Annotated in this window: 27 protein-coding genes; 11 read left to right on the plus strand and 16 right to left on the minus strand. The window is 54.9% G+C overall.

Annotation, left to right across the window (positions count from 1 at the left end):
• Positions 1–13 precede the first annotated feature (13 nt).
• Genes CPA50_RS00185 through CPA50_RS00200 form a run of 4 tightly spaced genes read left to right on the plus strand, consistent with a single transcriptional unit; the run spans position 14 to position 4,449 of the window.
• Positions 14–613: a UPF0149 family protein gene (locus CPA50_RS00185; protein ID WP_096780499.1), complete on the plus strand. Its 600-nt coding sequence runs from the start codon at positions 14–16 to the stop codon at positions 611–613.
• A gap of 26 nt (positions 614–639) precedes the next feature.
• Complete coding sequence (gene pepP / locus CPA50_RS00190; protein ID WP_096780500.1) at positions 640–1,959, plus strand: Xaa-Pro aminopeptidase; 1,320 nt, start codon at positions 640–642, stop codon at positions 1,957–1,959.
• Between the two features lie 4 nt (positions 1,960–1,963).
• Positions 1,964–3,229: a 2-octaprenyl-6-methoxyphenyl hydroxylase gene (ubiH, locus tag CPA50_RS00195; protein WP_096780501.1), complete on the plus strand. Its 1,266-nt coding sequence runs from the start codon at positions 1,964–1,966 to the stop codon at positions 3,227–3,229.
• Positions 3,226–4,449, plus strand: a complete 1,224-nt coding sequence (locus CPA50_RS00200) for a UbiH/UbiF/VisC/COQ6 family ubiquinone biosynthesis hydroxylase (RefSeq protein WP_096780502.1) — start codon at positions 3,226–3,228, stop codon at positions 4,447–4,449. The genes ubiH and CPA50_RS00200 overlap by 4 nt, the downstream gene beginning before the upstream one ends.
• Positions 4,450–4,472: 23 nt before the next feature.
• Here CPA50_RS00200 and CPA50_RS00205 read toward each other — a convergent pair whose 3' ends face one another.
• The 4 genes from CPA50_RS00205 to CPA50_RS00220 are packed head-to-tail and all read right to left on the minus strand — an operon-like array spanning position 4,473 to position 7,622.
• A complete protein-coding gene (locus tag CPA50_RS00205; protein ID WP_227519428.1) occupies positions 4,473–5,456 on the minus strand; it encodes an FAD:protein FMN transferase in 984 nt (327 codons plus the stop codon).
• 25 nt (positions 5,457–5,481) lie between these two features.
• Positions 5,482–6,837 carry a DUF3570 domain-containing protein gene (locus tag CPA50_RS00210; protein ID WP_096780503.1) on the minus strand — a complete coding sequence of 452 codons (1,356 nt, stop codon included), beginning with the start codon at positions 6,835–6,837 and terminating at the stop codon, positions 5,482–5,484.
• Entirely contained in the window at positions 6,828–7,091 is a 264-nt protein-coding gene (locus CPA50_RS00215; RefSeq protein ID WP_179397122.1) for a DUF4266 domain-containing protein, read from the minus strand. The genes CPA50_RS00210 and CPA50_RS00215 overlap by 10 nt, the downstream gene beginning before the upstream one ends.
• 9 nt (positions 7,092–7,100) lie before the next feature.
• Positions 7,101–7,622, minus strand: a complete 522-nt coding sequence (locus tag CPA50_RS00220) for a TlpA family protein disulfide reductase (protein ID WP_096780504.1) — start codon at positions 7,620–7,622, stop codon at positions 7,101–7,103.
• A gap of 148 nt (positions 7,623–7,770) precedes the next feature.
• On the opposite strand from CPA50_RS00220, the gene CPA50_RS00225 reads away from it, so the two are divergent.
• Complete coding sequence (locus CPA50_RS00225; RefSeq protein ID WP_096780505.1) at positions 7,771–8,691, plus strand: DUF808 domain-containing protein; 921 nt, start codon at positions 7,771–7,773, stop codon at positions 8,689–8,691.
• Between the two features lies 1 nt (position 8,692).
• Here the strand turns inward: CPA50_RS00225 and CPA50_RS00230 are convergent, their stop codons facing one another.
• The 6 genes from CPA50_RS00230 to hisI form a co-directional block, all read right to left on the minus strand.
• Positions 8,693–9,412: a 16S rRNA (uracil(1498)-N(3))-methyltransferase gene (locus tag CPA50_RS00230; RefSeq protein ID WP_096780506.1), complete on the minus strand. Its 720-nt coding sequence runs from the start codon at positions 9,410–9,412 to the stop codon at positions 8,693–8,695.
• Positions 9,409–10,221, minus strand: a complete 813-nt coding sequence (gene tatC, locus CPA50_RS00235) for a twin-arginine translocase subunit TatC (RefSeq protein ID WP_227519429.1) — start codon at positions 10,219–10,221, stop codon at positions 9,409–9,411. The genes CPA50_RS00230 and tatC overlap by 4 nt, the downstream gene beginning before the upstream one ends.
• Entirely contained in the window at positions 10,218–10,628 is a 411-nt protein-coding gene (gene tatB / locus CPA50_RS00240) for a Sec-independent protein translocase protein TatB (protein WP_227519430.1), read from the minus strand. Before tatB ends, tatC begins: the two co-directional genes overlap by 4 nt.
• A gap of 11 nt (positions 10,629–10,639) precedes the next feature.
• The gene (gene tatA / locus CPA50_RS00245; RefSeq protein WP_096780507.1) at positions 10,640–10,873 is read right to left on the minus strand and encodes a Sec-independent protein translocase subunit TatA; all 234 of its coding nucleotides are present in this window, start codon (positions 10,871–10,873) and stop codon (positions 10,640–10,642) included.
• A gap of 92 nt (positions 10,874–10,965) precedes the next feature.
• Positions 10,966–11,295 carry a phosphoribosyl-ATP diphosphatase gene (locus tag CPA50_RS00250; RefSeq protein WP_096780508.1) on the minus strand — a complete coding sequence of 110 codons (330 nt, stop codon included), beginning with the start codon at positions 11,293–11,295 and terminating at the stop codon, positions 10,966–10,968.
• Between the two features lie 12 nt (positions 11,296–11,307).
• Entirely contained in the window at positions 11,308–11,724 is a 417-nt protein-coding gene (gene hisI, locus CPA50_RS00255; RefSeq protein ID WP_096780509.1) for a phosphoribosyl-AMP cyclohydrolase, read from the minus strand.
• 352 nt (positions 11,725–12,076) lie between these two features.
• Here hisI and CPA50_RS00260 point away from each other — a divergent pair, with 352 nt between their 5' ends.
• The gene (locus tag CPA50_RS00260) at positions 12,077–12,580 is read left to right on the plus strand and encodes a shikimate kinase (protein WP_096782256.1); all 504 of its coding nucleotides are present in this window, start codon (positions 12,077–12,079) and stop codon (positions 12,578–12,580) included.
• A 63-nt stretch (positions 12,581–12,643) separates the two neighbouring features.
• Here CPA50_RS00260 and CPA50_RS00265 read toward each other — a convergent pair whose 3' ends face one another.
• The 4 genes from CPA50_RS00265 to ubiE form a co-directional block, all read right to left on the minus strand.
• A complete protein-coding gene (locus tag CPA50_RS00265) occupies positions 12,644–13,024 on the minus strand; it encodes a nuclear transport factor 2 family protein (protein ID WP_096780510.1) in 381 nt (126 codons plus the stop codon).
• A 130-nt stretch (positions 13,025–13,154) separates the two neighbouring features.
• On the minus strand, positions 13,155–14,798 hold the full coding sequence (gene ubiB / locus CPA50_RS00270; RefSeq protein WP_096780511.1) for a ubiquinone biosynthesis regulatory protein kinase UbiB: 1,644 nt from the start codon (positions 14,796–14,798) through the stop codon (positions 13,155–13,157).
• Positions 14,795–15,436, minus strand: a complete 642-nt coding sequence (locus tag CPA50_RS00275; protein WP_096780512.1) for an SCP2 domain-containing protein — start codon at positions 15,434–15,436, stop codon at positions 14,795–14,797. The genes ubiB and CPA50_RS00275 overlap by 4 nt, the downstream gene beginning before the upstream one ends.
• Entirely contained in the window at positions 15,436–16,218 is a 783-nt protein-coding gene (gene ubiE / locus CPA50_RS00280; protein WP_096780513.1) for a bifunctional demethylmenaquinone methyltransferase/2-methoxy-6-polyprenyl-1,4-benzoquinol methylase UbiE, read from the minus strand. Before ubiE ends, CPA50_RS00275 begins: the two co-directional genes overlap by 1 nt.
• Before the next feature lie 126 nt (positions 16,219–16,344).
• Here ubiE and CPA50_RS00285 point away from each other — a divergent pair, with 126 nt between their 5' ends.
• Entirely contained in the window at positions 16,345–16,623 is a 279-nt protein-coding gene (locus tag CPA50_RS00285; protein ID WP_096780514.1) for a polyhydroxyalkanoic acid system family protein, read from the plus strand.
• Positions 16,624–16,642: 19 nt separating this feature from the next.
• Here CPA50_RS00285 and CPA50_RS00290 read toward each other — a convergent pair whose 3' ends face one another.
• The gene (locus CPA50_RS00290) at positions 16,643–17,392 is read right to left on the minus strand and encodes an FFLEELY motif protein (protein WP_096780515.1); all 750 of its coding nucleotides are present in this window, start codon (positions 17,390–17,392) and stop codon (positions 16,643–16,645) included.
• Between the two features lie 137 nt (positions 17,393–17,529).
• Positions 17,530–18,453, minus strand: a complete 924-nt coding sequence (locus tag CPA50_RS00295; RefSeq protein ID WP_096780516.1) for an alpha/beta hydrolase — start codon at positions 18,451–18,453, stop codon at positions 17,530–17,532.
• Positions 18,454–18,655: 202 nt separating this feature from the next.
• Here CPA50_RS00295 and CPA50_RS00305 point away from each other — a divergent pair, with 202 nt between their 5' ends.
• The 4 genes from CPA50_RS00305 to CPA50_RS00320 all read left to right on the plus strand — a co-directional run bounded on the left by CPA50_RS00305 (position 18,656) and on the right by CPA50_RS00320 (position 24,989).
• Positions 18,656–20,059, plus strand: coding sequence for a WS/DGAT domain-containing protein (locus CPA50_RS00305; RefSeq protein ID WP_096780518.1), 1,404 nt, complete (start codon positions 18,656–18,658; stop codon positions 20,057–20,059).
• A gap of 171 nt (positions 20,060–20,230) precedes the next feature.
• Positions 20,231–21,334 (plus strand): porin, encoded by a 1,104-nt coding sequence (locus tag CPA50_RS00310; protein ID WP_096780519.1) that lies wholly within the window; start codon positions 20,231–20,233, stop codon positions 21,332–21,334.
• Between the two features lie 243 nt (positions 21,335–21,577).
• On the plus strand, positions 21,578–22,741 hold the full coding sequence (gene nosP / locus CPA50_RS00315; protein WP_413772147.1) for a nitric oxide-sensing protein NosP: 1,164 nt from the start codon (positions 21,578–21,580) through the stop codon (positions 22,739–22,741).
• Positions 22,725–24,989 (plus strand): NahK/ErcS family hybrid sensor histidine kinase/response regulator, encoded by a 2,265-nt coding sequence (locus CPA50_RS00320; RefSeq protein WP_096782257.1) that lies wholly within the window; start codon positions 22,725–22,727, stop codon positions 24,987–24,989. The genes nosP and CPA50_RS00320 overlap by 17 nt, the downstream gene beginning before the upstream one ends.
• Positions 24,990–24,992: the final 3 nt, after the last annotated feature.

Below are 24,992 nucleotides of genomic sequence, written 5' to 3' on the forward strand. Positions count from 1 at the left end.
ATTGGCTTGTTTCATGTCAGAAACCGACACTGCCAGCGCGGCCTATGCCGAAGAATTCGAGCGCTGGGCTAACATATTCAGCACCCATAAAGCGTTCAGTCATCCTTCCGAACTGCATGGCGCCCTTTGTGGCCGTCTGGCCGCCGGATCACGCATAGAGGAAGACGAGTGGCTTGCCATGGTTTGCGAACACATGGGGTTGCCCGAAAGCGCGACCGGGGAAGCCAGTGACCTGTCCGTATTCATGAACGAAGCCTACGAACAAACGCTGGCCATTCTGAAGTCGGCTGACATGAGCTTTCACCCTTTGCTGCCTGATGATGATTATGCGATTGACCAACGCCTGGAAGCCCTGGTGGCCTGGGTACGTGGTTTTCTTGAAGGTATGGCCCTGTCTGCCGGAGAGTCTCTGGGCGAGGCGCCGGATGAAATTCGCGAGTTGATCGAGGATATGGTGGCCATCAGCCAGGTTTCGGAAGATCAGGAATCAGACCAGGAAAGCGAACAGCAACTGATGGAGATAACCGAATACATCCGGCTCGGGGCTCTGGCCGTATTCACCGAGTTCAATCCCCCGGAAAAACCGGCACAGCTAACGCCAACGCTGCATTAAGCGTCTCACACACTGCGGGAGAATCCATGTCGTCTATTATACCCGTCAAAGAATTTGCCGAGCGCCGTCGCAAACTGATGGAGCGCATGGCGCCCGACAGTATTGCCATTATTCCGGCTGCGCCTGAACGTGTCCGGAACCGGGATGTGTTGCACCCATTCCGTCAGGACAGCGATTTCCAGTACCTGACCGGTTTCGGTGAACCTGAGGCTGTATTGGCGCTGATTCCGGGCCGCGAGCACGGTGAGTCGGTACTGTTCTGTAAAGAGAAAAATCCTGAGAAGGAACTCTGGGATGGCTTTCTTGTGGGGCCTGAGGGGGCAATTGAACGTTACGGCCTGGATGACGCCTTCCCGGTATCCGATATCGACGACATCCTGCCAGGTATGATTGAAGGGCGCAGCCGGGTGTACTACCCGCTTGGCAAAGATCAGGGTTTCGATACCCGGGTTATGGACTGGGTCAAAGTTCTTCGCAGCAAGGTTAAAAGCGGTGCGCATCCGCCAGGTGAGTTCGTTTCGCTGGAGCACCTGCTGCACGATCTGCGGTTATATAAAAGCGCGAGCGAGATCAAGGCCATGGCGCGAGCAGGTGAAATCAGTGCCGAAGCCCATATCCGTGCGATGAAGCGTGCCAGGAAGGGTGGGAACGAATACAACCTTGAGGCTGAGTTGATTCATACGTTCATGGATCATGGGGCCCGTTCCACGGCTTATCCATCCATCGTCGGTGGTGGTGCCAATGGTTGCATTCTGCATTACATCGAGAATACAGCGCCCCTGAATGAGGGCGATCTGGTACTGATTGATGCAGGCTGTGAAGTGGAATGTTACGCATCTGACATTACCCGAACCTTTCCGGTCAGCGGTAAATTCAGCCCCGAGCAGCGGGCAGTTTACGAAGTGGTACTGGACTCTCAGTATGCAGCCATCGAAGCGGTTCGTCCCGGTAACCACTGGAACCACCCTCACGAAGCGGCCTTGAGAGTACTGACTGCAGGGCTGATCGATCTGGGGATTTTGTCGGGCACGGTTGATGATGCCATTGCCAGCGAAGCCTTCAAACCCTTCTTCATGCACCGCACTGGCCACTGGCTGGGGCTGGATGTGCACGATGTAGGCGATTACAAAGTTGGCGATGCATGGCGATTGCTTGAACCGGGCATGGTGTTGACGGTTGAGCCTGGCCTGTATATCGCGCCGGATAATACCGATGTGGATGAAAAATGGCGTGGGATTGGTATCCGCATTGAAGACGACGTAGTGGTGACGAAAGAGGGATGCCGGGTACTGACAAACGGCGTGCCCAAAACTGTTGAAGAGATTGAAGCACTGATGGCGGGATGAGCCTGTGACTCACTCAGATACCGATGTGATCATTGCTGGCGGAGGGCTTGCAGGTGCGACACTGGCCCTGGCTCTTGCCCGGGTTGCGCCTGCGCTGAGAGTGACAGTGGTTGAGGCTTTTCCATTGTCTGCAGATGCCTTGCCCGAGTCCTACCAGCCCAGCTATGACGCCCGCTCTACAGCGCTGGCCTGGGGTTCGCGGCTGGTCTTCGAAGAGCTTGGGCTCTGGTCGCGGTTGTCGGAGCATGCAACTCCTATCCGGCATATTCACGTTTCCGACCGGGGCCGCTTCGGTGCCACCCGTCTGGCAGCCAGTGAATACGGGCAGGAGGCTCTGGGCTATGTGGTGGATAACCGCTGGATGGGGCTGTGCCTGATGCGGGAGTTACTGGATACCGGTACCCAGTGGCACGCGCCAGCCGAGGTCACTGGCATGGAACCCTGCCAACATGGGGTGAGCGTTGCCGTAAGGACTGGAGATGACACTCGCACTATCACCGGTCAATGTCTGATTGTTGCAGATGGAGGTCGTTCAGGGTTGAGAGAAAAGCTCGGCTTTCAGCCCCGACATCATGGATATGAGCAGAATGCTCTGATTGCCAACGTGTCCACCAGCGACAGCCATCAGTTCACTGCATTCGAACGCTTTACCGATACCGGGCCCATGGCCCTGTTGCCCCATGGTTCGCCGTCCCGTGCAGGCCGCCAGTCGGCACTGGTCTGGACCTTAAGTGACAAGGAACTCGGAGAGGTTCTGGAAATGTCCGATGGCGACAAATGTCAGCGGCTTCAGGAGCGGTTTGGCTGGAGACTGGGCCGGTTTACGCGGATTGGTGAATGTAATCACTACCCGCTGAAGCTTACCACGGTTGATGAACCGGTAAGGCCTGGCGTAGCGCTTGTAGGCAATGCCGCCCATGCTTTGCACCCGGTTGCAGGGCAGGGCTTTAACCTGGCGTTGCGGGGCCTGATGACTCTTGCAGAGCAATTCCGGTTGGCTGCTGAGCAAGGCCTGTCTCCGGGTGATTTTCATATTTTGCGCCGTTATCACGAGCTGCACAGCCCGGACTGGAAGCAAACCGTACAATTCTCGGATTCTCTGATCCGTATCTTTGGTAAATCTCCGGCACCAGTGGCGGTGGCCCGTGATGCCGGGCTGGTAGGCCTGGATCTGCTACCTGGAGCCAAGCGACTGTTTGCGCGTAAAGCCATGGGTACCGGCGGGCGCAGGGCAGTCATTAACGGGCCTGCGGCAAGCGGTAAGATATGAGCAATACAGAAGTATTCGATATTCTTGTTGTTGGCGGTGGCATGACTGGAACCGCACTGGCTCTCGGCTTGTCCCGGCAGGGGTGGAACACTGGCCTGATCGAGGCGGCTGACCGTACCACTCTGTTGCAAGCTCCGGCTGCGGTTACAGGTGTGGAGGATTTTGAGCCCCGGGTGAGTGCTATTTCCGTTGCGAGTCAGCAGCTTCTGGAATCGCTGGGAGCCTGGCAGGGCATCACCGCCGGACGTCATTGCCCCTATCAGGGTATGACTGTTTGGGATGGAGACGGCACCGGACGCATCCATTTTGATGCGGCTGAATTGCAGGCCCGTGCGCTGGGCACGATTGTCGAAAACCGTGGTCTGGTCAGAGCACTGTTCGAAGTAGTGGAAAACAGCTCGGTTGAGTTGATTGATAAGGTCCAGGTTACAGGCTGTTCGCTGGACGGGGATCAACGCAACCTGGAGCTTTCGGATGGCCGCAGACCCGGAGCCCGGCTTGTGGTCGCTGCCGACGGTGCCAACTCCAGGCTGCGCCAGTGGGTAGGGCTGCCTACCCGTGAGTGGGATTATGATCAACAAGCCATTGTCTGTACTGTACGCACGGCCCTGACCCACCAATACACTGCCTGGCAGCGATTTTCTCAAACCGGACCACTGGCATTTCTGCCGCTGTCTGCGGAAGGTGGAGATGAGCATTTCTGCTCCATCGTCTGGTCACAGGATACCGGCGAAGCCCGACGTCTGATGACGCTGGATGATGCGGCTTTCACTGCGGAACTTGAGCGCGCAATCGAAAGAGAGCTCGGAGCCATTGAGGCTGTTTCCCGGCGCTTTGCTTTTCCGCTCAGGCAGCGCCATGCGAAAGATTACATTGCACAAGGTTTTGCAATGATAGGCGATGCTGCCCATACCATTCACCCGCTTGCCGGGCAGGGTGCCAACCTGGGATACGGTGATGTCCGGGTTTTGCTGGAAGAACTGGCCCGGGCCAGAAGTTCCGGCTTGAGCCCTGCTAATGAGCTGGTTCTGGGTCGCTATCAACGTCGTCGCAAGGGTGACAACCTGAGCATGATGGCTGCCATGGAGGGTTTCAAACAGCTATTTGGTCGTGATGAACTGCCATTGAGATGGCTCAGGAATACCGGTATGCGCTGGCTTGACGGTCTTGGCCCGGTAAAAAACCGGATTGCTGCAGAGGCCATGGGGCTGAGGGGCTGAGGCGGGCTGAGAAGTTGAACGGTTCAGCGTTGCACCCAGAACTGAACATCCTGCTGTTCCAGAAAATGTTCCGCTTCCCGGCCCGCAAGCATGGCGAAGGTTGCGAGCATGCCTGCCAGTGTGCAGGTTGGAGCAGCTACAGTGATGCTGTGAGGCGCATCCGGCACTGGCCAGCCATTGTGGGGGTCGAGGATGTGACTATAGCGAACGCCGTTTTTCTGCAGGTATCGACGACTGTCTCCGCTGGTTGCCAGGGCGCCGCCATACAGTGACAGGGTTTTGCTGCTGTCTGATAACGCCTGATGGTCTTCCACACCAACAGTCCATGCCTTACCGCTGGCTCTGGACCCGTTGCAGGCCAGGTCTCCACCAAAGTTAACCAGAACCCTGCTGCCTTCCGGCAGCGATTGTTCAAGATCCAGTAGTACCCGGTCGACGGCGTACTCTTTGCCAATGCCTCCGAAATCAATTTCCATTCCTTCGGGAAGAGTCAACCGGGGGCGCTGCCAGGAAAGCCTGTTCCAGCCGACCAGCTTCAGAAGTGCATCGGTTTCGTCCTGGTCGGGAAGATTGTCGCTGCCATCGAAATGCCATACCCGGCGGAGGACGCCGGAGGTTATGTCGAACCGGCCTTCGCTGAGGTCATGGCAACGTGCGGCATAGTCCAGCATCAGAGCTATCTCATCATCTACTGTAACTGGCTGGCCTTTGCTCCGGTTAATCCGGGCTACCTGATTGTCGGAAACATAGCGGGAGAATTTATGCTCCAGGCGCCAGGTTTCCCGGGCAGCAAAGGCGAGCGCCTGTTCAGCGTCCTGATGGTTTACGTTATCCAGCAGGATCTCGCATGGGCTGGCCATAGCTTCAAAACGGCCATGCCAGGAGAGTGGGCCGCCGCTGAGCCGGGGCAGGGGGTGTCCAGCAGGATTGTCTTCAGGGCTGAGGCTTATGGTTGTGGTGGCGGTCATGGTGTCCTCAGATACTGTGCCAGATGAAAAGTCTGGCACAGTACGCCGGGTAAATCAGACTTGGTCAGAAACTATAGCTGAGTTGGACCCACGCGGCGCTGGTATCCGGGTACAGATCCTGGCCGGCCAGGCTGCCAAAGCCCTGATCGCCGTCGTTCGTCTGCAGCAGATATTCTGCTCGTATTGCCAGTTCGCGGTCGTTGTCAAAACGATAACCCCATTTTGCACCGAACGTCAGGCCGGTCATATCGCCCAGTCGGTAATCTGCGCTGGCTTCAGTCAGAGCCCGTGCGCCGGAGTTGTACTCGCTGCCGGTGAGGTAGCGTTTGTAGAAATCTGCTTCCGACTGCAGATAATAACGGAAGTGTGGTTCGAGATAGCTTTTTCCCATTCTCCACCGGTATTTCAGATCAAGAGTGTGGGAGGTGATTCCCCAGTCATCGATCATGAACCGGTAGGAACCATCCATGATATCCCCGTTGTCCAGCATGTATTTGGTTTGCCAGTACAGCGAATGCTTCAGACGGGTGTCCGGCCTCTGCTCATAGACGTACACGGAATTGCCGTCGGCACCAATCAGGTTCCCGCCGTAATTCGCGCCGCTGGTGTCGTCAATCACGCTCAGAATTTTGTAGGGATCAGTGAGGTAGCCGCTGGAGTAGCTGATGCCGTACGTGAACTGCATCAGCGTCTGGCGATTGATTACCTGAGTGACACCGAATAGCGCATCCACCACCGTTTTGGTGTCATCGCTCTGTCGTGTTGCCGAAAACTCCTGATCGAAACCGGCCTGACTCTTGTTATTGTCTATTGGCATCCGGGACAAGCCAACAGGGGCGCCACCGACAGGATCTACCAGGTCTATGCCCAGAGACAGTCCGCCCGTCAGTGTGGTGTTTTTGTTATCAAGATATCGGGACAAGCTGGCGTTAACAGCGGTAGACATATAGTCATACTCCCGGGAGCCGTAAGCACCCACACTGTAGGCGTAATCCCGGTTAATCGGAGCTTCCCAGTTGGCTGATACGGCAACCCGGGTGTCCTTGAAAGTGTCATCCAGAGGCGCGTCTCCGGGTGCAACGTCGTAGTTGCCGTTACCGGATGGGCTGGTATAGGTTTGTGGCAGCGTACTGGGTGTTGCGCCGGAAGGCGATGCACCTGTGAGCGTATCGGCAACCAGCTTCAGGTTGAGTTTTCGTTCACCGTCGAAGTTGCGGGTGGCGCTGATAACTGGCTCAGCAGCCTGAACCCGGTCATCGGTTTCCGAATACACCAGCAGTGCAGTTTCTACATCCCACTCACCAGGTTGCCCGTTTGCGAGACTATCACTTGCCTGAACCCCTAGCAGAGCGCAGGTGGCTGCAGCCAGAGCACGGCCCACTGGTTTGCTTTTGCACTTGTCGCAGTTTTTCAGTTGCATCCGCAGCCACCCCCGCCGAATCCGCGTCCACCACTGGACGCTTCTTTACTGAAATAGATGTGGTCATCCAGGCCTGCGTCGACGCCGGAGACGGTTAGTTGCATATCCGGGTCTGCCAGCAGATCGCGCTCCCAGGGCTTCACTCCCGGATTACTGCAGCCGGCTACAGCCAGTGCCGAAGCCATAAGTGTGGCCAGCCTCAGCGTTTTCAGGGCTGGTCTTGGAGATCCATGAAAAAAACCGGTATCAGACATTTCTATTCCTCAGTTCCGGGCGCCTAAAAGGCTGCGAATCGCTGCTTCATAGGTATCTTTGTTGTCGTTCTGAAAACCAATGTGCTGGCTGTGAATATGGCCATTCCGGTCAATCAGGTAGGCGCTTGGCATGCCCATAACCTCGTACGCCTCAGGGGACTTGCCGTCTGGATCGTAAGCCACTGTAAAGGTTGCCGGTACCTGCCTCAGAAACTCCGCCGCGGCTTCGGGTTTCTGATCGACATTGACGGCCACCACCTCAAAGCCCTGGGCCTGATATCTGGCCTGCATCTTGTTCATCCAGGGAAAGGACTGGCGACAGGGACCGCACCAGGATGCCCAGAAATCCAGCAATACAACCTTGCCATGCAGCTCAGAAAGGGTGATCTTGCCATCTTTTGTCGGAAGGCCCAGTTCCGGGGCGAGCCCCGAATCCAGCGCCAGAGATGGCATGCTGAGGAGTGCTGAGCAGAAAAATGTTGCAATGAGGGCAACAGGCCGCTGAATAAAGGGTGTTGCGGAAACAACCATGGGCAAGACTCCGGGCGATTATTGATGTCAGTCTAAAGAGCAAATCTTAAGGAAGTCTTAAAGCTGTCTTTTCAGTGCAGGTTTCTGGGGAATCGGGTTTCGGATACACTCGCCTGATACCTATCCACAAACCCGGGAACCCAGTGCCATGGCAGGAACCAGCCTACTTGCTCTCATCGATGACATAGCCACGATTCTCGACGATATCGCCCTGATGACAAAAGCCGCTACAAAGAAGACTGCTGGAGTGTTGGGAGATGACCTTGCCCTGAATGCGCAACAGGTAAGCGGCGTGAAACCTGCGCGAGAGTTGCCTGTGGTATGGGCCGTGGCCAAAGGTTCCATGATTAACAAGGCGATCCTTGTACCTGCAGCCGTGGCGATCAGTTTTTTTGCCCCCTGGCTTGTCACGCCACTATTAATGCTTGGTGGAGCTTTTCTGTGTTTTGAGGGTGCGGAAAAGCTTGCCCATAAATTCCTGCACGCGAAAGAGGATGAACAGCACAGGAAGGAACTGAGGGAGGCGCTCATTCAGCCAGGCACAGACCTTAAAGTTCTGGAAAAACAGAAGATAAAAGGCGCTATCCGGACCGATTTCATTCTTTCCGCAGAGATCATAGCCATTACCCTCGGCGTGGTAACCGGTGAGAGTATCGGCATGCAGTTTGTGGTGCTGGCCGTGGTGGCGGTCATGATCACCATCTGCGTATACGGGTTGGTTGCCGGTATTGTGAAACTGGATGATGGAGGTCTTTACCTGAGCCAGAGAGAGAGCGCCATTGCACAGAAAACCGGGCGGGGCATTCTCTGGCTGGCTCCCTATCTGATGAAAACTCTGTCGATTCTCGGAACGATTGCCATGTTTCTGGTGGGCGGGGGTATTCTGGTTCACGGCATTACGCCGGTCTATGAGGCCATCCACCATTTCTCTGTGGATCTGGGTGGCCTTTCCACAGCGCTGGTGCCGATGCTGGCAAACGGCCTGTTTGGTTTGTTGGCGGGTGCTTTGCTGGTTTTGGTAATTACGCCACTGCTCAGGATGTGGGAAGGCAGATCTGGAGCTTCCTGAATCAGAGGCAGGCGTCAAACAGCCGGCTGACGAGAACAGGAACAGCGGTTTCCATCCGGAGAATACGTGGCCCCAGATGAACGCTCTGGCATCCAGCCTCTTCCAGTTTGCCTACTTCGTAGGGTGTGAAACCGCCTTCCGGGCCTATACATAGCGCAGTGGGGCTATTCACGTGGGTAGGGCAGGGTGTGGAGGTACCAGGGTGAGCAACCAGAGCTCGCTTGCCTTGCAGGAGCGCGGGCAACTCATCTTCCACGAATGGTTTGAACAGTTTGCGGATATGCAGGCGCGGCATAGCCGTATCTTTTGCCTGCTCCAGCCCGAGAGTCATGTTTTCACGCAGGTTTTCATCCGATAGCCAGGGCGTTTGCCAGAAGCTTTTTTCAACCTTGTAGCTGTTGATCAGCCAGATATCTTTTACGCCCAGAGTCGCACTGGTTTGCAGAATACGGCGAAACATTTTTGGCCGGGGCATGGCGAGCATGAGTGTGAGGGGCAGTGGAGCCGGTGGTTGCTGATTCAGTACAACAATCAGTTCTGCTCTGGAATCGGTGAGGCTTACCACCTCGCCCAGCCCCATCTGTCCGTTTACGCGGCCAACGGACAGTTGGTCTCCTGAGGACGCGCCAAGCACCGATCTGATGTGCTCCAGCCGGCGGCCGCGCAATACCACACGATCTGTCGCAACAAAATCATCATCGAACAGTAACGCCATGTTCATCCGGCTGGCGGCTCGTCAGCTTCCTGCCCGGATGCCTCGCGCGTGGCCAGCCGGCCGAACAGAATGCCCAGCTCAAACAGGATCCACATGGGCACGGCCAGAAGCGTTTGGGAAATAATATCTGGTGGTGTCAGCATCATGCCGATGATGAAGCAGGCGACCACAACGTAAGGTCGTTTGGCCGCCAGGTCTGCCGGCGTTGTTATACCGCTGAGGATAAGCAGAATGGTAGCGATAGGAATCTCGAAGGCGACTCCGAACGCAAAGAACATTTTCAGCACAAAATTCAGATAGCTGCTGATATCCGGTAGTTCAACTATGCCTTCCGGGCCTATGGCTGTAAAAAAGCCGAATACCAGAGGGAACACCACATAATACGCAAACGCGGCACCCAGATAGAACAGAATGACCGAAGTAAACAACAGAGGGAAAGCAAGACGTTTTTCATGGGCATAAAGGCCGGGCGCGATAAAGCTCCAGAGCTGATAGAGAATGATCGGGATTGCGGCAAACACCGAGAGGAACAGAGCCAGCTTCAGGGGCGCAAAAAACGGCGAGGTAATGTCTGTTGCGATCATGGTCTGGCCGACTGGCAGCAGTGTACGTATAGGCTCGGACAACCAGAGATACAGCTCGTTGGCGAAGGGGTAAATGGCGGCAAAACAGATAATTACAGCCAGTACCATCTTTAACAGGCGGTTGCGAAGTTCCAGAAGATGTTCAACCAGGGGCATTTCCGGTTGCTGAGAACTGTTGTCAGGGGTGTTGCTCTGATGGCCTGGCTCTTTACCATCTGTCTTTGCATTCATGAAGGCTTATCCGACAGTTTTTTCGCGGCGTCCGGCTCGTCGGGCTTGTTCTCACCCAAGGCTGCGGTAGTCTCGCCCTGTATGCTGTGGTCAGTTGCGGTTTGTTTGTCGGTCTCTGATTTGTCCGACATGATCATATGCTCGTACTTTTTGGCTTCGTCCAGAGCTCCCCGTACGGTTTTCTGAACGTCATCCAGGCCGACGTCTCCCGCTTTACGCAGCTCTTTCCGGAACTCTTCGGCCTTGAGCTGGTTGTCGAGCTCTGAGGTGAACTGGCTAACCATGCGGCGGGCACCACCAACCCACCGCCCAGCCGCGCGTGCAGCCGTCGGTAGCCGCTCGGGGCCAAGTACCAACAACGCAATAACGCCACAAATCAGCAATTCCAGAAAGCCGATATCAAACATTCTGTCTGGTCTCAGCTGTTGGTTTTATCCTTGGGTTTCTCTTCAGTCGCTTGCCGGGTCTGTTCTTCGGCCTGACCTTCCAGAGAATCCGGATTTCCGGGTTTGCTGTCTTCGTCGTTCATGGACTTTTTGAAGCCGCGGATGGCACCACCGAGATCAGTACCAATGTTGCGCAGTTTTTTGGTTCCGAACAGCAGAATTACGATGCCCAATACGATAAGAAGTTGCCAGATACTGATACCCATTACGGGGGTCCTCAATTTAATGTGTCTGTTCGTTAATATTGTACGCTACCGGAGGCGTCTGGCGGAAACCCTCAATAAGAGAGTTTGCAGTTCTACTGGCTCCGGGAGGCTTTTTCTTCCAGGCCGGAAAGATCAAACCGGCGGGCTAATTCGCCCAGGACATCCTGAGAGCTAAGTCCCAGATTGGATAGCATCACCATGCTGTGAAACCAGAGATCCGCAGTTTCACTGATTACTGCGCGAGTGTCGCCAGAGTGTTCGGCATCTTTGGCTGCCAACAGTGTCTCAGTACACTCTTCACCTACCTTTTCCAGTATCTTGTTCAGACCTTTGGAATGGAGGCTGGCAACATAGGATTTCTCCGGGTCGGCTGATTTTCGGGCTTCCAGAACCCGTGTCAGATCTTCCAGAACATCACTCAATGCATTAACTCCTCAGTTTTTGCCATAAATGGCATCCGGGTCTTTGATGACGGGGTCTACACTGGCCCACTGGCCGTCTGTAAGAGAGCGGTAAAAACAGCTGCGCCGGCCAGTATGGCAGGCAATCCCACCTTTTTGCTCAACCTTCAGTAATATCACATCTTCATCGCAGTCGAGGCGAATATCCTTCACTATTTGCTGGTGCCCGGAAGTCTCTCCTTTGCGCCATAGTTTACCCCGTGAGCGCGACCAGTAAACGGCCTGCCCTTCCTCGGCAGTTAAACGAAGTGATTCACGGTTCATCCAGGCCATCATCAGAATGTCGCCGTTTGCTGCATCCTGGGCGATCGCCGGAACCAGGCCCTCGGCAGTCCATCGAATGGCCTCAAGCCAGTCGAGGTTGGCTAGATTATCTGTTACATCTTTCATTTTTATGAATCCTGAGCGTTTGAACGACGTGGGTCGTTTATTTTTCTCCGGTCTTTTCGAGTGAACGGCTGTGGCATCGCTGGCGCTGTTCAGAATCGTATGGCTGGTGATTTTGACACGGTTCGGCGGCGGGCGCCAAAGCTGGCGTTGAAACTTTGGGAATTTCCGTCGTACTGAGGCGGGTTTGTATCTGGTGCCTTGCGTCGTGAGCACTGTGCTGACGCGGAATCTTCTGCTGTTTTGATGTATGTTGTTGAATCACCTGATGCATCAATGTGATTGTTTGTGGGCTGAGGCCCGAGCGTATCGGATTAACAGAGAGCTAATACCCTGTTCAGGTAGTGTATATATGATGCCGTCACCGCCGAAAAATATTGTATTGATAGGTATGCCCGGTTCGGGCAAGAGTACTGTGGGTGTTTTGCTGGCCAAGGCGGCCTCGCTGGCTTTTGTGGATACGGATCTGTTGATTCAGTCACACGCGGGCGAAAGCCTGCAGAGCATCGTTGATAAAGAAGGCTATGAGGCTCTTCGCCGTGTTGAAGAGGAGGTGCTCTGTAGTCTGGATGTGACTGGCCACGTGATTGCCACCGGCGGGAGTGCTGTATACAGCGAACGTGCAATGCAGCACCTCAAGCGCAACAGTGTGGTCGTGTTTCTGGACATTTCTATGGCAAATGTACGTCAGCGTATTGGTGACTTCAGTCTGAGGGGGATTTCCAAACGCCCGGGCCAGACTCTGGATGAACTGTTTGCCGAGCGCTACAGGCTATACGCCCGCTATGCCGACCGGGTTGTTAGCGGTGATCACAAGACCCAGCAACAGGTGTGTGACGAGATCTTCAGGGTGGAATGACCACTTTGTTGAGTATGTTCCGGGTGCAACCTCGTTATTTGGGGCTGCACCTTCGGGTGGGAATTATTCCACGGCTGCAGGCAGGTTTCCCCCCAGCATGTTTTCAACTACGGCCGCATTATAAAAGGCTTCGACTGTCTGGATTTTGTCGTCCCGGACACGAAACCAGAGCGCCAGCCGCACATCTCCGATTGGTTCAAAGTTGGTCTGATAATCCAGGATCGCGAAAACGTGTTCGCCGTCGGCGCTGAGTTGCCGGAGAATCAGGTCCTTCTGTATGGCTGCCATGGCAAACTGGAAGGAGATCATGTCATCCGGACTAAGGAAACGCATATTCGGGCCCACATACTCAAAACCCTCAGCAACCAGCAAGGTCTTTGCGTTGTCAAAACGCTGGGCGCGGATCTCAGAGATGAACTGAGCCACGATGTCTTTTGGCTGCATAAATAAACTCCACTTCTAATACGAGGATAGTTTTAATACCGGGGCTCACGAAACGATTATATTCAGGCCTGACCATAATGAAACCATCGGTCGCCTCAATTTACTCCGCCGGTTAAGTGTAAAGCATGATTCAGCGACTGCTACGCATGGCCAGAACCCCGGCGGCAACCAGCAATCCCCAGCTCCAGAGCGGCACAGTCTCCGCCCATGTGCGGGCCTCTGGCTGCGATCCGATAATGGCTGCGGTAACCAGTACTATGGCGGTAATTCCACGGCGCCAGCGTCGATCTGTTATGCGTTGCTGTTCCCGGATCAGCGCCAGTGTCCCCTGGTTCTGTTTCTCGATGGGGCCTGAGCCGCGTAGCTGCAGTAGCGCGTCGTGAATCAGTTGCGGCATTTCCGGGGATTGCTCCAGCCACGAGGGCAGGTGGGTCTGAAGGGATTTGATCAGACCTGATGGGCCAATCCGCTTGCGCATCCAGTTTTCCAGGAAGGGCTGCGCGGTGCTCCAGAGATCAAGCTCCGGATACAGCTGGCGACCAAGGCCTTCCACATTCAGCAGGGTTTTCTGAAGCAGCACCAGTTGCGGCTGAACTTCCATATTGAAACGGCGGGCAGTCTGAAACAGCCGAAGCAGGAAGTGACCAAATGAAATGTCCTTCAGGGGTTTTTCAAAAATCGGCTCACATACGGTACGGATGGCGGCCTCAAACTCGTTTACCCGAGTGTCGGCTGGTACCCAGCCGGACTGGATATGGAGCTCCGCTACCTGTCGGTAGTCACGGCGGAAGAAGGCCAGAAGGTTTCGGGCAAGGTAGCTTTGGTCGTCCGGTGCCAGGGTACCGACAATGCCGAAATCAATAGCGATGTATTTCGGGTCGGCGGGGTTGCTGACGTCTACAAAGATATTCCCCGGGTGCATGTCTGCGTGGAAGAAGCTGTCACGGAATACCTGGGTGAAGAAGATCTCAACGCCTTTCTCTGCCAGAACCTTCATGTTTACCCCCGCCGCTTTCAGGGCCGGAACATCGGCAATGGGGATGCCGTGGATGCGCTCCATTACGAGTACTGACTTGCGGGTATAGTCCCAGTCGATGAAGGGGATGTAAATCAGTGAGGAGTTTGCGAAATTACGGCGCAACTGGCTGGCGTTGGCGGCCTCGCGCTGCAGGTCCAGCTCGTCGTGGATGGTGGAGTCGTAATCTTCAACCACTTCCACGGGGTGCAGGCGCTTGCCTTCGGTCCAGTATTTTTCCAGCAGATTGGCCATCAGATACATCAGGGCAAGATCCTGCCGGATCACTTTCTCTATGCCCGGGCGCAGTACCTTCACAACAACTTCCTGGCCGTTCAGCAGAGTGGCAGCATGAACCTGTGCCACTGAGGCGGATGCCATGGGATCGGCGCTGAACTCTTTGAACAGCTCGGATACCGGAGCCCCCAGAGAGGTTTCAATAATGTTTCGGGCTGCGTCGCTGGGGAAGGGGGGGACGCGATCCTGGAGGGTTTTGAGTGATTCTGCCATGTCGTCTGGCAGGAGATCACGGCGGGTGGAGAGAATCTGGCCAAATTTGACAAATACCGGCCCGAGTTCTTCCAGAGCCAGACGCAGGCGGTCTCCACGGCTGAGTTTTGGTTGCGGAAACAGGTGCCAGGGTGCGAGCAGGAAGAAGACCTTTAGTGGCCCGGGAAGCTCAGCCAGAGGCAGGAAGATGTCCAGCCTGTAGCGGCAGAATACCCAGGAAATTCGGAACAGGCGTTGCAGACGGGTCACGGAGTCTCCGGTTTGTCAGTAGTGCCACGATTTGCAATCAGGCTTACGCGCGCTTCCAGGCGCTCTGTGCGCAGACTGAGGGTATCGATATCTTCGAATGTGGCTTCCAGCTCGCGACGGCCTGGCAGGGTGCGGCTTTCCTCATGCACGTATTCTTCGATATTGGCGTTCAAAGTAGTGAAGGCCTGTCGGCTCCAGCTCACGGCATTGCGAATGCGCTTGCCGATAAAATGGGCCGGTACATCGCCGATATGCTGTGCCATGGCGGCTTCCCAGTCCGGGTCAAGCTGATCCAGGGCGCGCTGAAACTGGTGTGCGAGACCAGTATCACCGGTAACCTCGAGCCGTTTGTCAGTAAACACGCGGTTGTCGCCTGAGGCCAGTGCCGCAAAAGCCAGGGGCCTGCCGCTGATCTCAATAGATGGCTCTTCTGCTGGCTGGCTGTGTACTTGCACGCGTTGTCCGGCGCGGTGCAGAGACAGGGTCAGCGAAACCGGCTCCGTAATGCGGAATTGTACAGGCCCTTCGAGAGCATCCAGCAGCGCCTGTTGCCCGGCGGGGTCCAGTTCCAGCGCCTGGTTCAGTGCCCGTTCTATTATGGCGGTTATCGCCGTAAGCAGGGTCGGGCCGGGGAACATCAGGGTTTGATTCCCACGTGCAGGGCAACAATGCCGCCGGTCATATTGTAGTATTTGCAGTTCACCAGGCCGGCGTCTTCCATCATGCTTTTGAGCGTGTCCTGATCCGGGTGCATGCGAATGGACTCAGCCAGGTATTTGTAACTTTCGCTGTCGCCGGCAATAAGCTTGCCCATTAATGGCAGAGCCTTGAATGAATAGGTGTCGTAGGCTTTGCTGAGCAGCGGGTTGGTGGGCTTGGAAAACTCAAGTACCATCAGCTTGCCTCCGGGCTTCAGCACGCGGGTCATGTCACGTAAAGCCTGATCCTTATCGGTTACGTTACGCAGGCCGAAGGCAATGGACACTGCGTTGAAGTTGTTATCCGGGAAGGGAAGGTGTTCGGCATCCGCCTGCACATATTCAATATTGCCAGCGTAACCGCGATCGGTCAGGCGGCTGCGACCAACCTGCAGCATGGAAGCGTTGATGTCGGCGAGAACCACTTTGCCGTCACGGCCCACCAGATCAGAAAATTTCATGGTCAGGTCGCCGGTTCCGCCGGCAATATCCAGTACCTGATGCCCCGGACGCACACCGGAAAGCTCAATGGTAAAGCGCTTCCACAACCGGTGAACACCCATGGACATGAGGTCGTTCATAAGGTCGTATTTGCCCGCGACACTGTGAAACACCTCAGCCACCTGGTTTGCTTTCTGGCTCTTTGGTACGTTGCTGAAACCGAAATGGGTTATGTCGTCCTGGCCATTGCCGGGGCTGGCCGGTGTTTGTTGCTCGCTCATGGGGCATGTCCTGTCAGAATCTGAACCCCGTATTCTAACGGTTGACGGGGTTGCTACAAGGGTGGCTCGATGTTTAATACCGCCTTACACTGTAAAACCGTTCAATTTTGAAGAGAAAACTGACTCATGTCCGTAATCGATGTACACCGCGCTCACTCTTTTGATAAAGGTCATGCCCGCGAAGCGGCGGAAACGCTTGCCCGCGATCTCTCCAGCCAGTTTGATGTGAATTACCAGTGGGAGGGCGATCATCTGACGTTCAAACGCTCTGGTGCCAAAGGCCATCTGAACATTACCGATGAAGATCTGCACGTGCATCTGGAGCTGGGAATGCTGCTGCGCCCTTTCAAATCGAGGATTGAGCAGGAGATCAACAGTCAGCTTGATCAGATTCTGAAGGCGTGACCTGACGCGCAGGTATTTATTACAGGTCGTCCGGGAGTGAAAAGGGTTCCGGATGACCGTTGATAATATTCTCCATAACCCGCTGCTCCCGTGTTACCAGCCGGTCAATCAGCAGGTCTACCTTATCCATTTTCCGGAACGCGGAATAACCTCTGTGAAGGAAGTCGTGCAGATCGCTGAGGTTGGCCATCTCTGCCGGAGTCCTGCTCATGGATAGCAGCCAGCCCAGTGTGCGATTGCGCACGTAACGGTCGAGTTGCTGCCCCACATCTGCAACCAGTATTACCTGCTTTCTGCGCTGTTCCAGTTTCTTGCTGGCCCGGTATGCCTGGCAATACTGTTCAGTGGTCAGTAATGAGGCTTGTATATCATGCTCTTCAAGACGTTCAGCCAGTTCAAGATCCAGCTGTTGAGTGATCAGGTTCAGTTCTACCAGCCCGGAAAGTGTTTCCAGAAGATGATCGGGTAGCCACTTGACCATCTTCGGGAAGACCCGGTCTATGTTGTCGTCGCGTCGTGTCATGCTGGCAGGGGCGTAAAGGTCAGTGAGCAAAAACTGAAGGCCAGCGTGATAGGCAGGTTGCTGATACAGGTCCTGATGGGTCAGTTTAAGGCGGCTTGCCTGCCAGTCCGCAATACTGAACGTACTGTCGAGCAGCCGGTGACCGGCTTTAGTGTGCCGGAAATCGTGATAATCCAGTAGCAGTTGCTGCAAGCGCCGGGCGCTGTCTGAGCGCACGTCTGTGCTGATAATGCGCTCACGATACATGGGGGCAGCTCCGATAAAACCAGGTCGAGTTTGAATAGCGCTGGCTAGTTTACCGGAGGAAAAGCGCGGGCGCAGTAAACCTGACCACTTGTCGGGTGTCAGCTTGCTGAGTATGCAGGGGGGGGCAGAACCGGGTGTCAGCCCTGGGCAGCGGCTTTCAGTGACTCAAAGCCTGGCAGCCATTCCTTGCTGTCGAGAGTAATAAAGTGGCTGGGAGCCCCGGTCTCTATAATGCGCATGGAGGTCGGGCTCTGCCTTGCGCTGGCGAGCATGGCCGGCCGGTCCAGAATGTGATCCACACCTGGAATCAGGAAGGTACCGTGGCGCACATGGCTATAAATATCAGTATGAGTGCGTGACATCCACTCAAGCAGGTTTTCGATATTGCGGACAATAGTGAGATGGTCGCGGGTAGAGTAAAACAGCTTGCTGAGCAGCTGTTTTTTTCGGGGGTTCATCTTGCCAAAAAAAGTCTGTCCGTATGCGGAAGACGGCGCGCTGTTGATCAGCCGGACTACCCAGGGCCACATGCCATGGCTGACGGGTTCCAGAATGGTTGAGACCAATGGGTAAACCTTACCCTGGGGCAGGGCTGGTGCTTCAAGAACCACTTCTACGTTTTCGTAGAGTTCCGGTCGGTGTTTAATCGCTTCAAGAATAACGGCACCGCCCCGTGAATGGCCGTGAATTCGTATATTCCGGGTGCTGGGCAGATTTACCAGTGCCTGATTCAGGATGCAGGCATCGTATTCAACGGTGCCTTCCAGATGCTTGATCGGCACCTCCCATTCCGGTGTTTCCGGCGTTACACCGTTTACCGGGATATGGTAGTTGCTGCAGGTCAGAAGGATCAGCTCAGTGGTTGGTGCTTCATAGGTCTGGGTGAAATAGCAATGATTTTCCAGAAAGCCATGTACTCCAATTACAGTCTGCTTTGCTTCGCCGCTGTGATTGCGAACAGACACTGCCCCTTCACCCACACGATAGACTCGCCCCGAGAACATCTCGGAGTAGGCGCTGTTGATTGGTTTGATCAGTTTGCGGATGTGGCTCGCTTTCATACTGTTTCCCTCCCAGCCCGGCTATAGTCTTTTATTTTGCGCTGGACCTTGAAGTCTATAGTCAGTATAGGGTTGAGGGGGTGTCGGAGTGTAGTTTTTTTGTAATACATACTGCCGGAGGCCTGGTGGAGCCGGTAATGTATGTCTGGCACAATGCTGATCACACTTTTTTCCATACCACCACTTCCGGGGACGTTCGGGTTTGAGTCACGAGCAAACGCATCCCATGCTTCCTGCGGATTCAGCCTGGCTGGCTCTGGAGAGTCACCGAAACCCTATGGCTATTACCGTCATGATGCGGGTGGATGGCCTGACCGCGCCCCGGCTGCGGGGATTCCTGAGGGTTTATTGGATGGCCTGGGAGCGCTTCCGGTATATGCCGGTCAAACGTGCACCTGGGTGGTGGTGGGAACCGGATCCGGCTTTTGATCTCAGGCACCATCTGGATGTGGTGCTTAACCGTTTTACGGAAGGCGAACTGCAGGACTGGGTTTCTGCCCGCCTGAATCAGCCTCTGCCTTTTTATCGGCCGCTGTGGAAATTCTGGCTGGCACCGAATGCAGAGGGCGGGGCGGTATTGTTGCTTCGGCTGCACCACTGCTATGCAGACGGGGTATCCCTGACAGGTATTTTTGATCGTCTTTGTCCTGTGTCTCCGCAACAGCATCCGGCAGTTTATGGCGCCCGGCAAACCGGCGGATTATCTCCCTGGGTGTCGGCGGCCAGGAGCCATATTGAGCAGTTGGTCGGCGGTGATCTGACGCCGGAATCCGGTACTGACGAACCTCATGCAGAGCCGGGAAGTCAGTGGGATCAGGCGGGCGTGTTGCTGGATCAGCTGGCCCGCAATGGATTGAAACTGGTAAATGAGTTCAGTGATTTTCTGGCCGAGCCAGAAGATACGCCGTCCGACCTCAAGCGCCCACTGTTGGGCCGGCGTCATTGCCGGTGGTCTGAGCCTGTTCCACTGGAACGGTTCCGGTCTGTTGCCAGAGCCGCAAATGTAACCATCAATGATGTCTTGCTCAGCTGTGTGGCTGCGGCGGTTCGTCCGCGCCTTGGCCTTTCGGGTAAAGCTCTGGATGATGCCGTTATGCATGCTGCCGTTCCTGTTGATATCCGCAGCCGCCTGCCGGATGACCTGCGGCCTGAACCGGGTGCGCTGGGGAATTACTTTGGTACGGTGTTTGTTCCTCTGCCGGTAGATGGCGAGAGTGCTCTGGAACGGCTTTATCGCATCAAGCAGGAAACCCGGCGACTGAAAAAGAGCTGGCAGCCAGGAATTGCCTGGAGCTTGTCAGCCTGTTCAACCCTGGTTCCTGAACCCCTGCGCCAGCCGCTTTCAGATATTTTCTACCGCAAGGCCAGTGCTGTCGTTTCGAACGTCCCCGGTACTCCGGAGGTGCGCTATATTGCCGGCTGCCGGATCAAAGAGCAGATGTTTTGGGTGCCTCAGGCCGGTAGTATCGGCTTGGGTATCAGCATTGTCAGCTATGCCGGGCAGGTTCAGTTCGGTGTGGTCGCAGACGAAGCGGTTCTGGCTGATCCGGAAGACTTTCTGCAGGATTGTTTGCAGGAGTTGTCTCAGTTCCCGGAAGGGTCGTAATCCCAAAGTTCTGTTTCGCCTCCCTCCCAAATGAGCACAAAACCAGCCCCCTTGGCTGATTCCCCCCTTCTCCCCGCTAACAGAAGATGAAACTCAGGCGACAGACCACGCCTGGGGTAGCCAGATGCATTGGTACCCCAAACCAGAATTTCAAAAACAATCGGGGGAACTATGAACAACAACAATTTCAGAAAAACAGGCATGGCAATGGCAATGGCCAGTGCTCTGTGTGCCAGTGCGGGAGCAAATGCTGCCGTCGAGTTATACAACCAGGATGGGACGTCCTTTTCTGTGGATGGCTACTTCAACGCGTTTTATGTAAACCGCAGTGAAGACGTTTCTGACACCCGGGATTCCCGTATCAAGATGGGTTTTTTGCCCAACACTATCGGGTTTAATTTCAGTAAGGAAATGGGCGACCTGACCCTGGGCGGCCGTTCCTCCTTCTGGACGACCATCAACGACAGCCTTGACTCTCCAACTGATACTGCCATCGATGTGCGTCAGTTCTACGCCACAGTGGATGGCAGCTTTGGTCAGGTGCTTATCGGTAAGGACTTTGGCCTGTACGCCCGCTCCAATATCTTCCTGGATGAAATCCTCATGGGGTTTGGTTCGCCGGGTGGCAGCCCGGGTGGTGTTTCTTTCGGCAATATCCGGACAGGTTATGCTTACCCGACTCCATCGGCCCAGATCACCTACCGTTCTCCCGATATGAGTGGTTTGCAGATCGCTGTGGGTGCTCTGGATCCGGCCGATACCGTTACGGGCGTGGCCGATGAGAACTCGGCGCCACGATTTGAATCCGAGGTTACTTACAGCACTAACCTGAGTAACGTTGCTCTGACTGGCTGGGTGAATGGTCGCTATCAGTCGGCGGAGAGTGGAGCTACAACAGTTGACAGCACGGCTGTTGGTTATGGCCTGAAAGCTTCAGTTGCCGGCCTGACTGTGGCGGCATCAGCCTTCACATCCAAGGGTGATAACCCTGTACTCATTGTCAACGCTCCTCTGACTGAAGACGATGCCGATGGATTTCTGGTTCAGGGTTCCTATGCCTTCGGGGCCAACCGTGTCGTACTTTCCTATGGCGAAACCGATGCTGAAATTCTTGATATTGAAACTGAAAACACGACCATTGGTTTCTTTCACGACATTAACAGCAATTTCAAAGTTGTTGCCGAGTACAGTATGTATGAGGACAAAAATCGTTCAAGCGGCGTAACTACTACGGATGCGGACACAATCGCACTTGGTGCGATTGTTATGTTCTGATCCTGGTGTGAGGGGTGGCCGGAGCCGTTCTGTGCCGCCCCGAACTCGATCTGTTTGTAGAACTAAAGTGTCGGTTTTGTCGTGTCCAGGACGGACGCGTCATCAACTGTTGATGCGGGAGTAATTTAATCAATGGCTTACGATCACTTTGGCGCTCCGGTGAAAAGCACTGAAGTCGCATTGGCGGGATATCCGGATGCAGTAAAATTACCGGGAAGACCTTTTCCTGTGGAACCTTCCTCTATGCAGTCAGTGATGTCTCAGCCCGCGGTTCGAGTTGCAAGTTCCGGTACTCGTGATCCGGCTATGGCTGCGGCTAGTCTCGCTGACGAGCTCCGGCACCCGTACCTGGGGTTTGTGCTGTTTTTCTGTTCCGCAGAATATGACCTTGCACGCCTTGGCGCTGCACTGGAAAACGAGTTTGCGGGTGTGACTGTTTCAGGGTGTACGTCTGCTGGTGAGATAACCTCCCGTGGTTATGATCGCGGATGCATTTCGGCCATCGGCTTTGACCGTCGTTATTTCTCGATTGATTGCGCACTGATTCGGGAAATGGATCGTTTTACGTTGCAGGATGCCCAGAACGTCATAGACGGATTGTTGTCACATTGCCGTAGCGCGAGACTGGCCCCTATTAAAGGTAACACCTTCGCAATTACGCTTCTGGACGGACTGTCGAGCCGGGAGGAGCTGGTGCTGGCAACTCTTAATGCGGCGCTCGGAAGTATTCCCCAGTTTGGCGGGTCTGCCGGTGACGATGAACGCCTGACCAACACACATGTGTTCCATGGAGGCCGTTTTCACTCAGGGGCGGCAACCGTTCTGCTGGTAAATACCCCTCTGGATTTCCGTGTTTTTTCCACACACCACATGGCTGAGGGCAGAGAAAAGCTGGTTGTCACCAAAGCTTGTGCAGACACCCGGACTGTCTACGAACTCAATGCAGAGCCTGCTGCTGAAGCCTATGCCCGGGCTGTGGGTTCAACGGTTGAGGCGCTGGACAGGGAGATATTTGCGCTCCGGCCTCTGGGCGTAAAAATTGGTGACCATTATTTTATTCGCTCGATACAGCGTGTTAATCCGGACAAAAGCCTGACCTTTTATTGTGCAGTTGAAACCGGAATTGTAATGACCGGAATGGAACCTGGAGCACTGCTTGATACAGTGCGGACCCAGCTCGAAGCCTCGGAACGTGTTGTTGGCCGGCCTCTTGTGACTATTGGCTGTGACTGTTTCCTGCGTCGTCTGGAGGCTGAACTTACCGGAGAGTCAGACGCAGTGTCTGAGTTCCTTCGCTATCACAAGGTTATCGGGTTCAATAGTTACGGGGAGCAGTTCAATGGAATGCATATCAACCAGACGTTTACGGGAGTAGTTATTGGCCAGCCTGATGTCTGTTCCGGGTAAAGACAAATCCCCGGTGAGCTGTCCTCTTGAGCGGCGGCTTGCCGAGCTGGAGGCGGAAAATGATCGCCTTCGGAAGATTCGCGATGCCCTGATTGTCCGGGTTGAATCCGGCGATGCACACAAGCCTGAACCCTATGCGGCTTTTGAACACTCGGTTGTCCTGGCTGAACAGGTGCGTGAGCGTACGGAAGCTCTCAGTCTGGCGATGGATGAGCTGAAAACCAGTAATAAAGCCCTGACCCGTGCCCGGGAAGAAGCAGAGACCTCCCGTCAGCGCCTCAATGATGCAATTGAGAGTATTGCTGATGGTTTCGTGCTTTTTGACCGTCAGCACCAGCTGATTCAGAGCAATAGTCGTTTCCGGAGCTACTGGCGCCATGCTGGTGCCCCTATGCCGGCTCCGGGCGCACATATCAGTGAAGTGCGGGCGTTGGCAGTGGCTTCGGGTTTGATTGTTGAGGAGCACAGTGAGCCGGATTCCGAAGGGGAAGTCTTCCTGCTGTCCAACGACCGCTGGGTACAGATGACTGAACGACCTACCCGTGAAGGTGGTCTGGTGGTGCTGTATTCCGATATTACAGACGTTAAGAACAGCGAGATGGCCCGACGTATCAGAGCGCTTGAGGACAGCGAGCGCTGGATTCGCGTTGTAACGGATCACGTTCCAGCTCTGATTGCTTATGTGGGGGCGGATCTCAGTATCCAGTTTTGTAATCGGGTTTATGCAACCTGGTATGGCCGCAATGGTGAATCACCGCTTGGAAAGAGTCTGGATAAAGTACATCCGCCTGAACTCTACAAGCGCCTTCTGCCACATATTCTCGAGGTATTGTCCGGGCGCAACGTAACCTTTGAATTTGAAGAGGCGGGAGAGATGGGGCAGGAGCGTTATATGTTGCGCTCCTATGTTCCCAACTTTGATGAACAGGGAGATATTGTCGGCTTTTTCGTACTGATCCGTGATATCACCGACAGGCGCAAGACCGCGCTGGCGCTGGAGCAGGCATACGGCAGCCTGGAGCGCCGGGTTAAAGAGCGCACAGCTGCACTGACTGATGCCAATTGCCAGTTGCGTACGGAAATTGAGGAACGCGCTGCGGCAGAAGCTCGCCTGCGTGACGCAAAGCGTGAAGCAGAGCAGGCCAATCTCTCCAAAACCAAGTTTCTGGCAGCTGTCAGTCATGACCTTTTGCAGCCCCTGAACGCGGCAAGGCTCTTCACCAGTGCCTTGCTGGAGCAGTCCTTTGGCCCCAAGGCTGAAGGGCTGGTGCGCTCGGTAAGTACGTCACTTGATGATGTCGAAAATCTCCTGGGCACTCTGGTGGATATTTCCAAACTGGATGCGGGAGTGATTCAGCCGGATGTAACGGCATTTGATTTGCGGGATCTGCTTAATAATATTGCCCGTGAGTTTCGCCAGATGGCCTTGGCGGAAGGGCTTCGGCTCGATTTTGTAGCCAGCTCGGCCATTATTGAATCGGATTCCCAGTTGCTGGCCCGTATTCTCCGGAATTTTCTCACCAACGCTCTTCGCTATACCGAGACAGGTCGTGTCCTGCTGGGGTGCCGGCGGGAAAAAAACTCAATAGTGCTACAGGTGTGGGACACAGGCCCCGGCATTCCCGCGGACAAACTCAAGGAAATATTCCAGGAGTTCAAGCGCATCCAGCCATCGGGAGCTCATTCGGATAAGGGCCTTGGTCTGGGGCTGGCTATTGTTGATAAAATTTCCCGCATGCTGGGCCATGATGTGAGTGTATCGTCGGTAGAAGGCCGGGGGTCAGTGTTCAGTGTCAGGGTGCCTTTGGGGCAACTGAAACCCCGCCTTGAGGCAGTGGAAAGCAACCTGGTGGCAGCGAACGGACAAGGGCTTGGCGGTGCGAAAATCTGGGTTATCGACAATGATCGTGCGATTTGTGAGGGCATGAAGACGTTGCTGGAAGGCTGGGATTGCCAGGTCACGACGGCGGTTTCTCTGGAGGATCTGGAAACGCAGTTAAACCCGGCCCGGAACCCGGTGGATGTGATACTGGCTGATTACCATCTGGACAACGATGAAAACGGAGTTGATGCGGTTTCGGCTATAAATAGCCGACGTCGGAAGCCTGCGCCGGTCGTGATGATTACTGCCAATTACACCAACGAGTTGAAGCAGCATATCCGTGAACTGGGCTACCTGCTTATGAACAAGCCTGTAAGGCCATTGAAGCTACGCAGCGCCCTCAACCATCTGCTCCGCGGCCAGTAAGCA

The sequence above is a fragment of the Marinobacter sp. ANT_B65 genome, assembly GCF_002407605.1.
Classification (GTDB): domain Bacteria; phylum Pseudomonadota; class Gammaproteobacteria; order Pseudomonadales; family Oleiphilaceae; genus Marinobacter.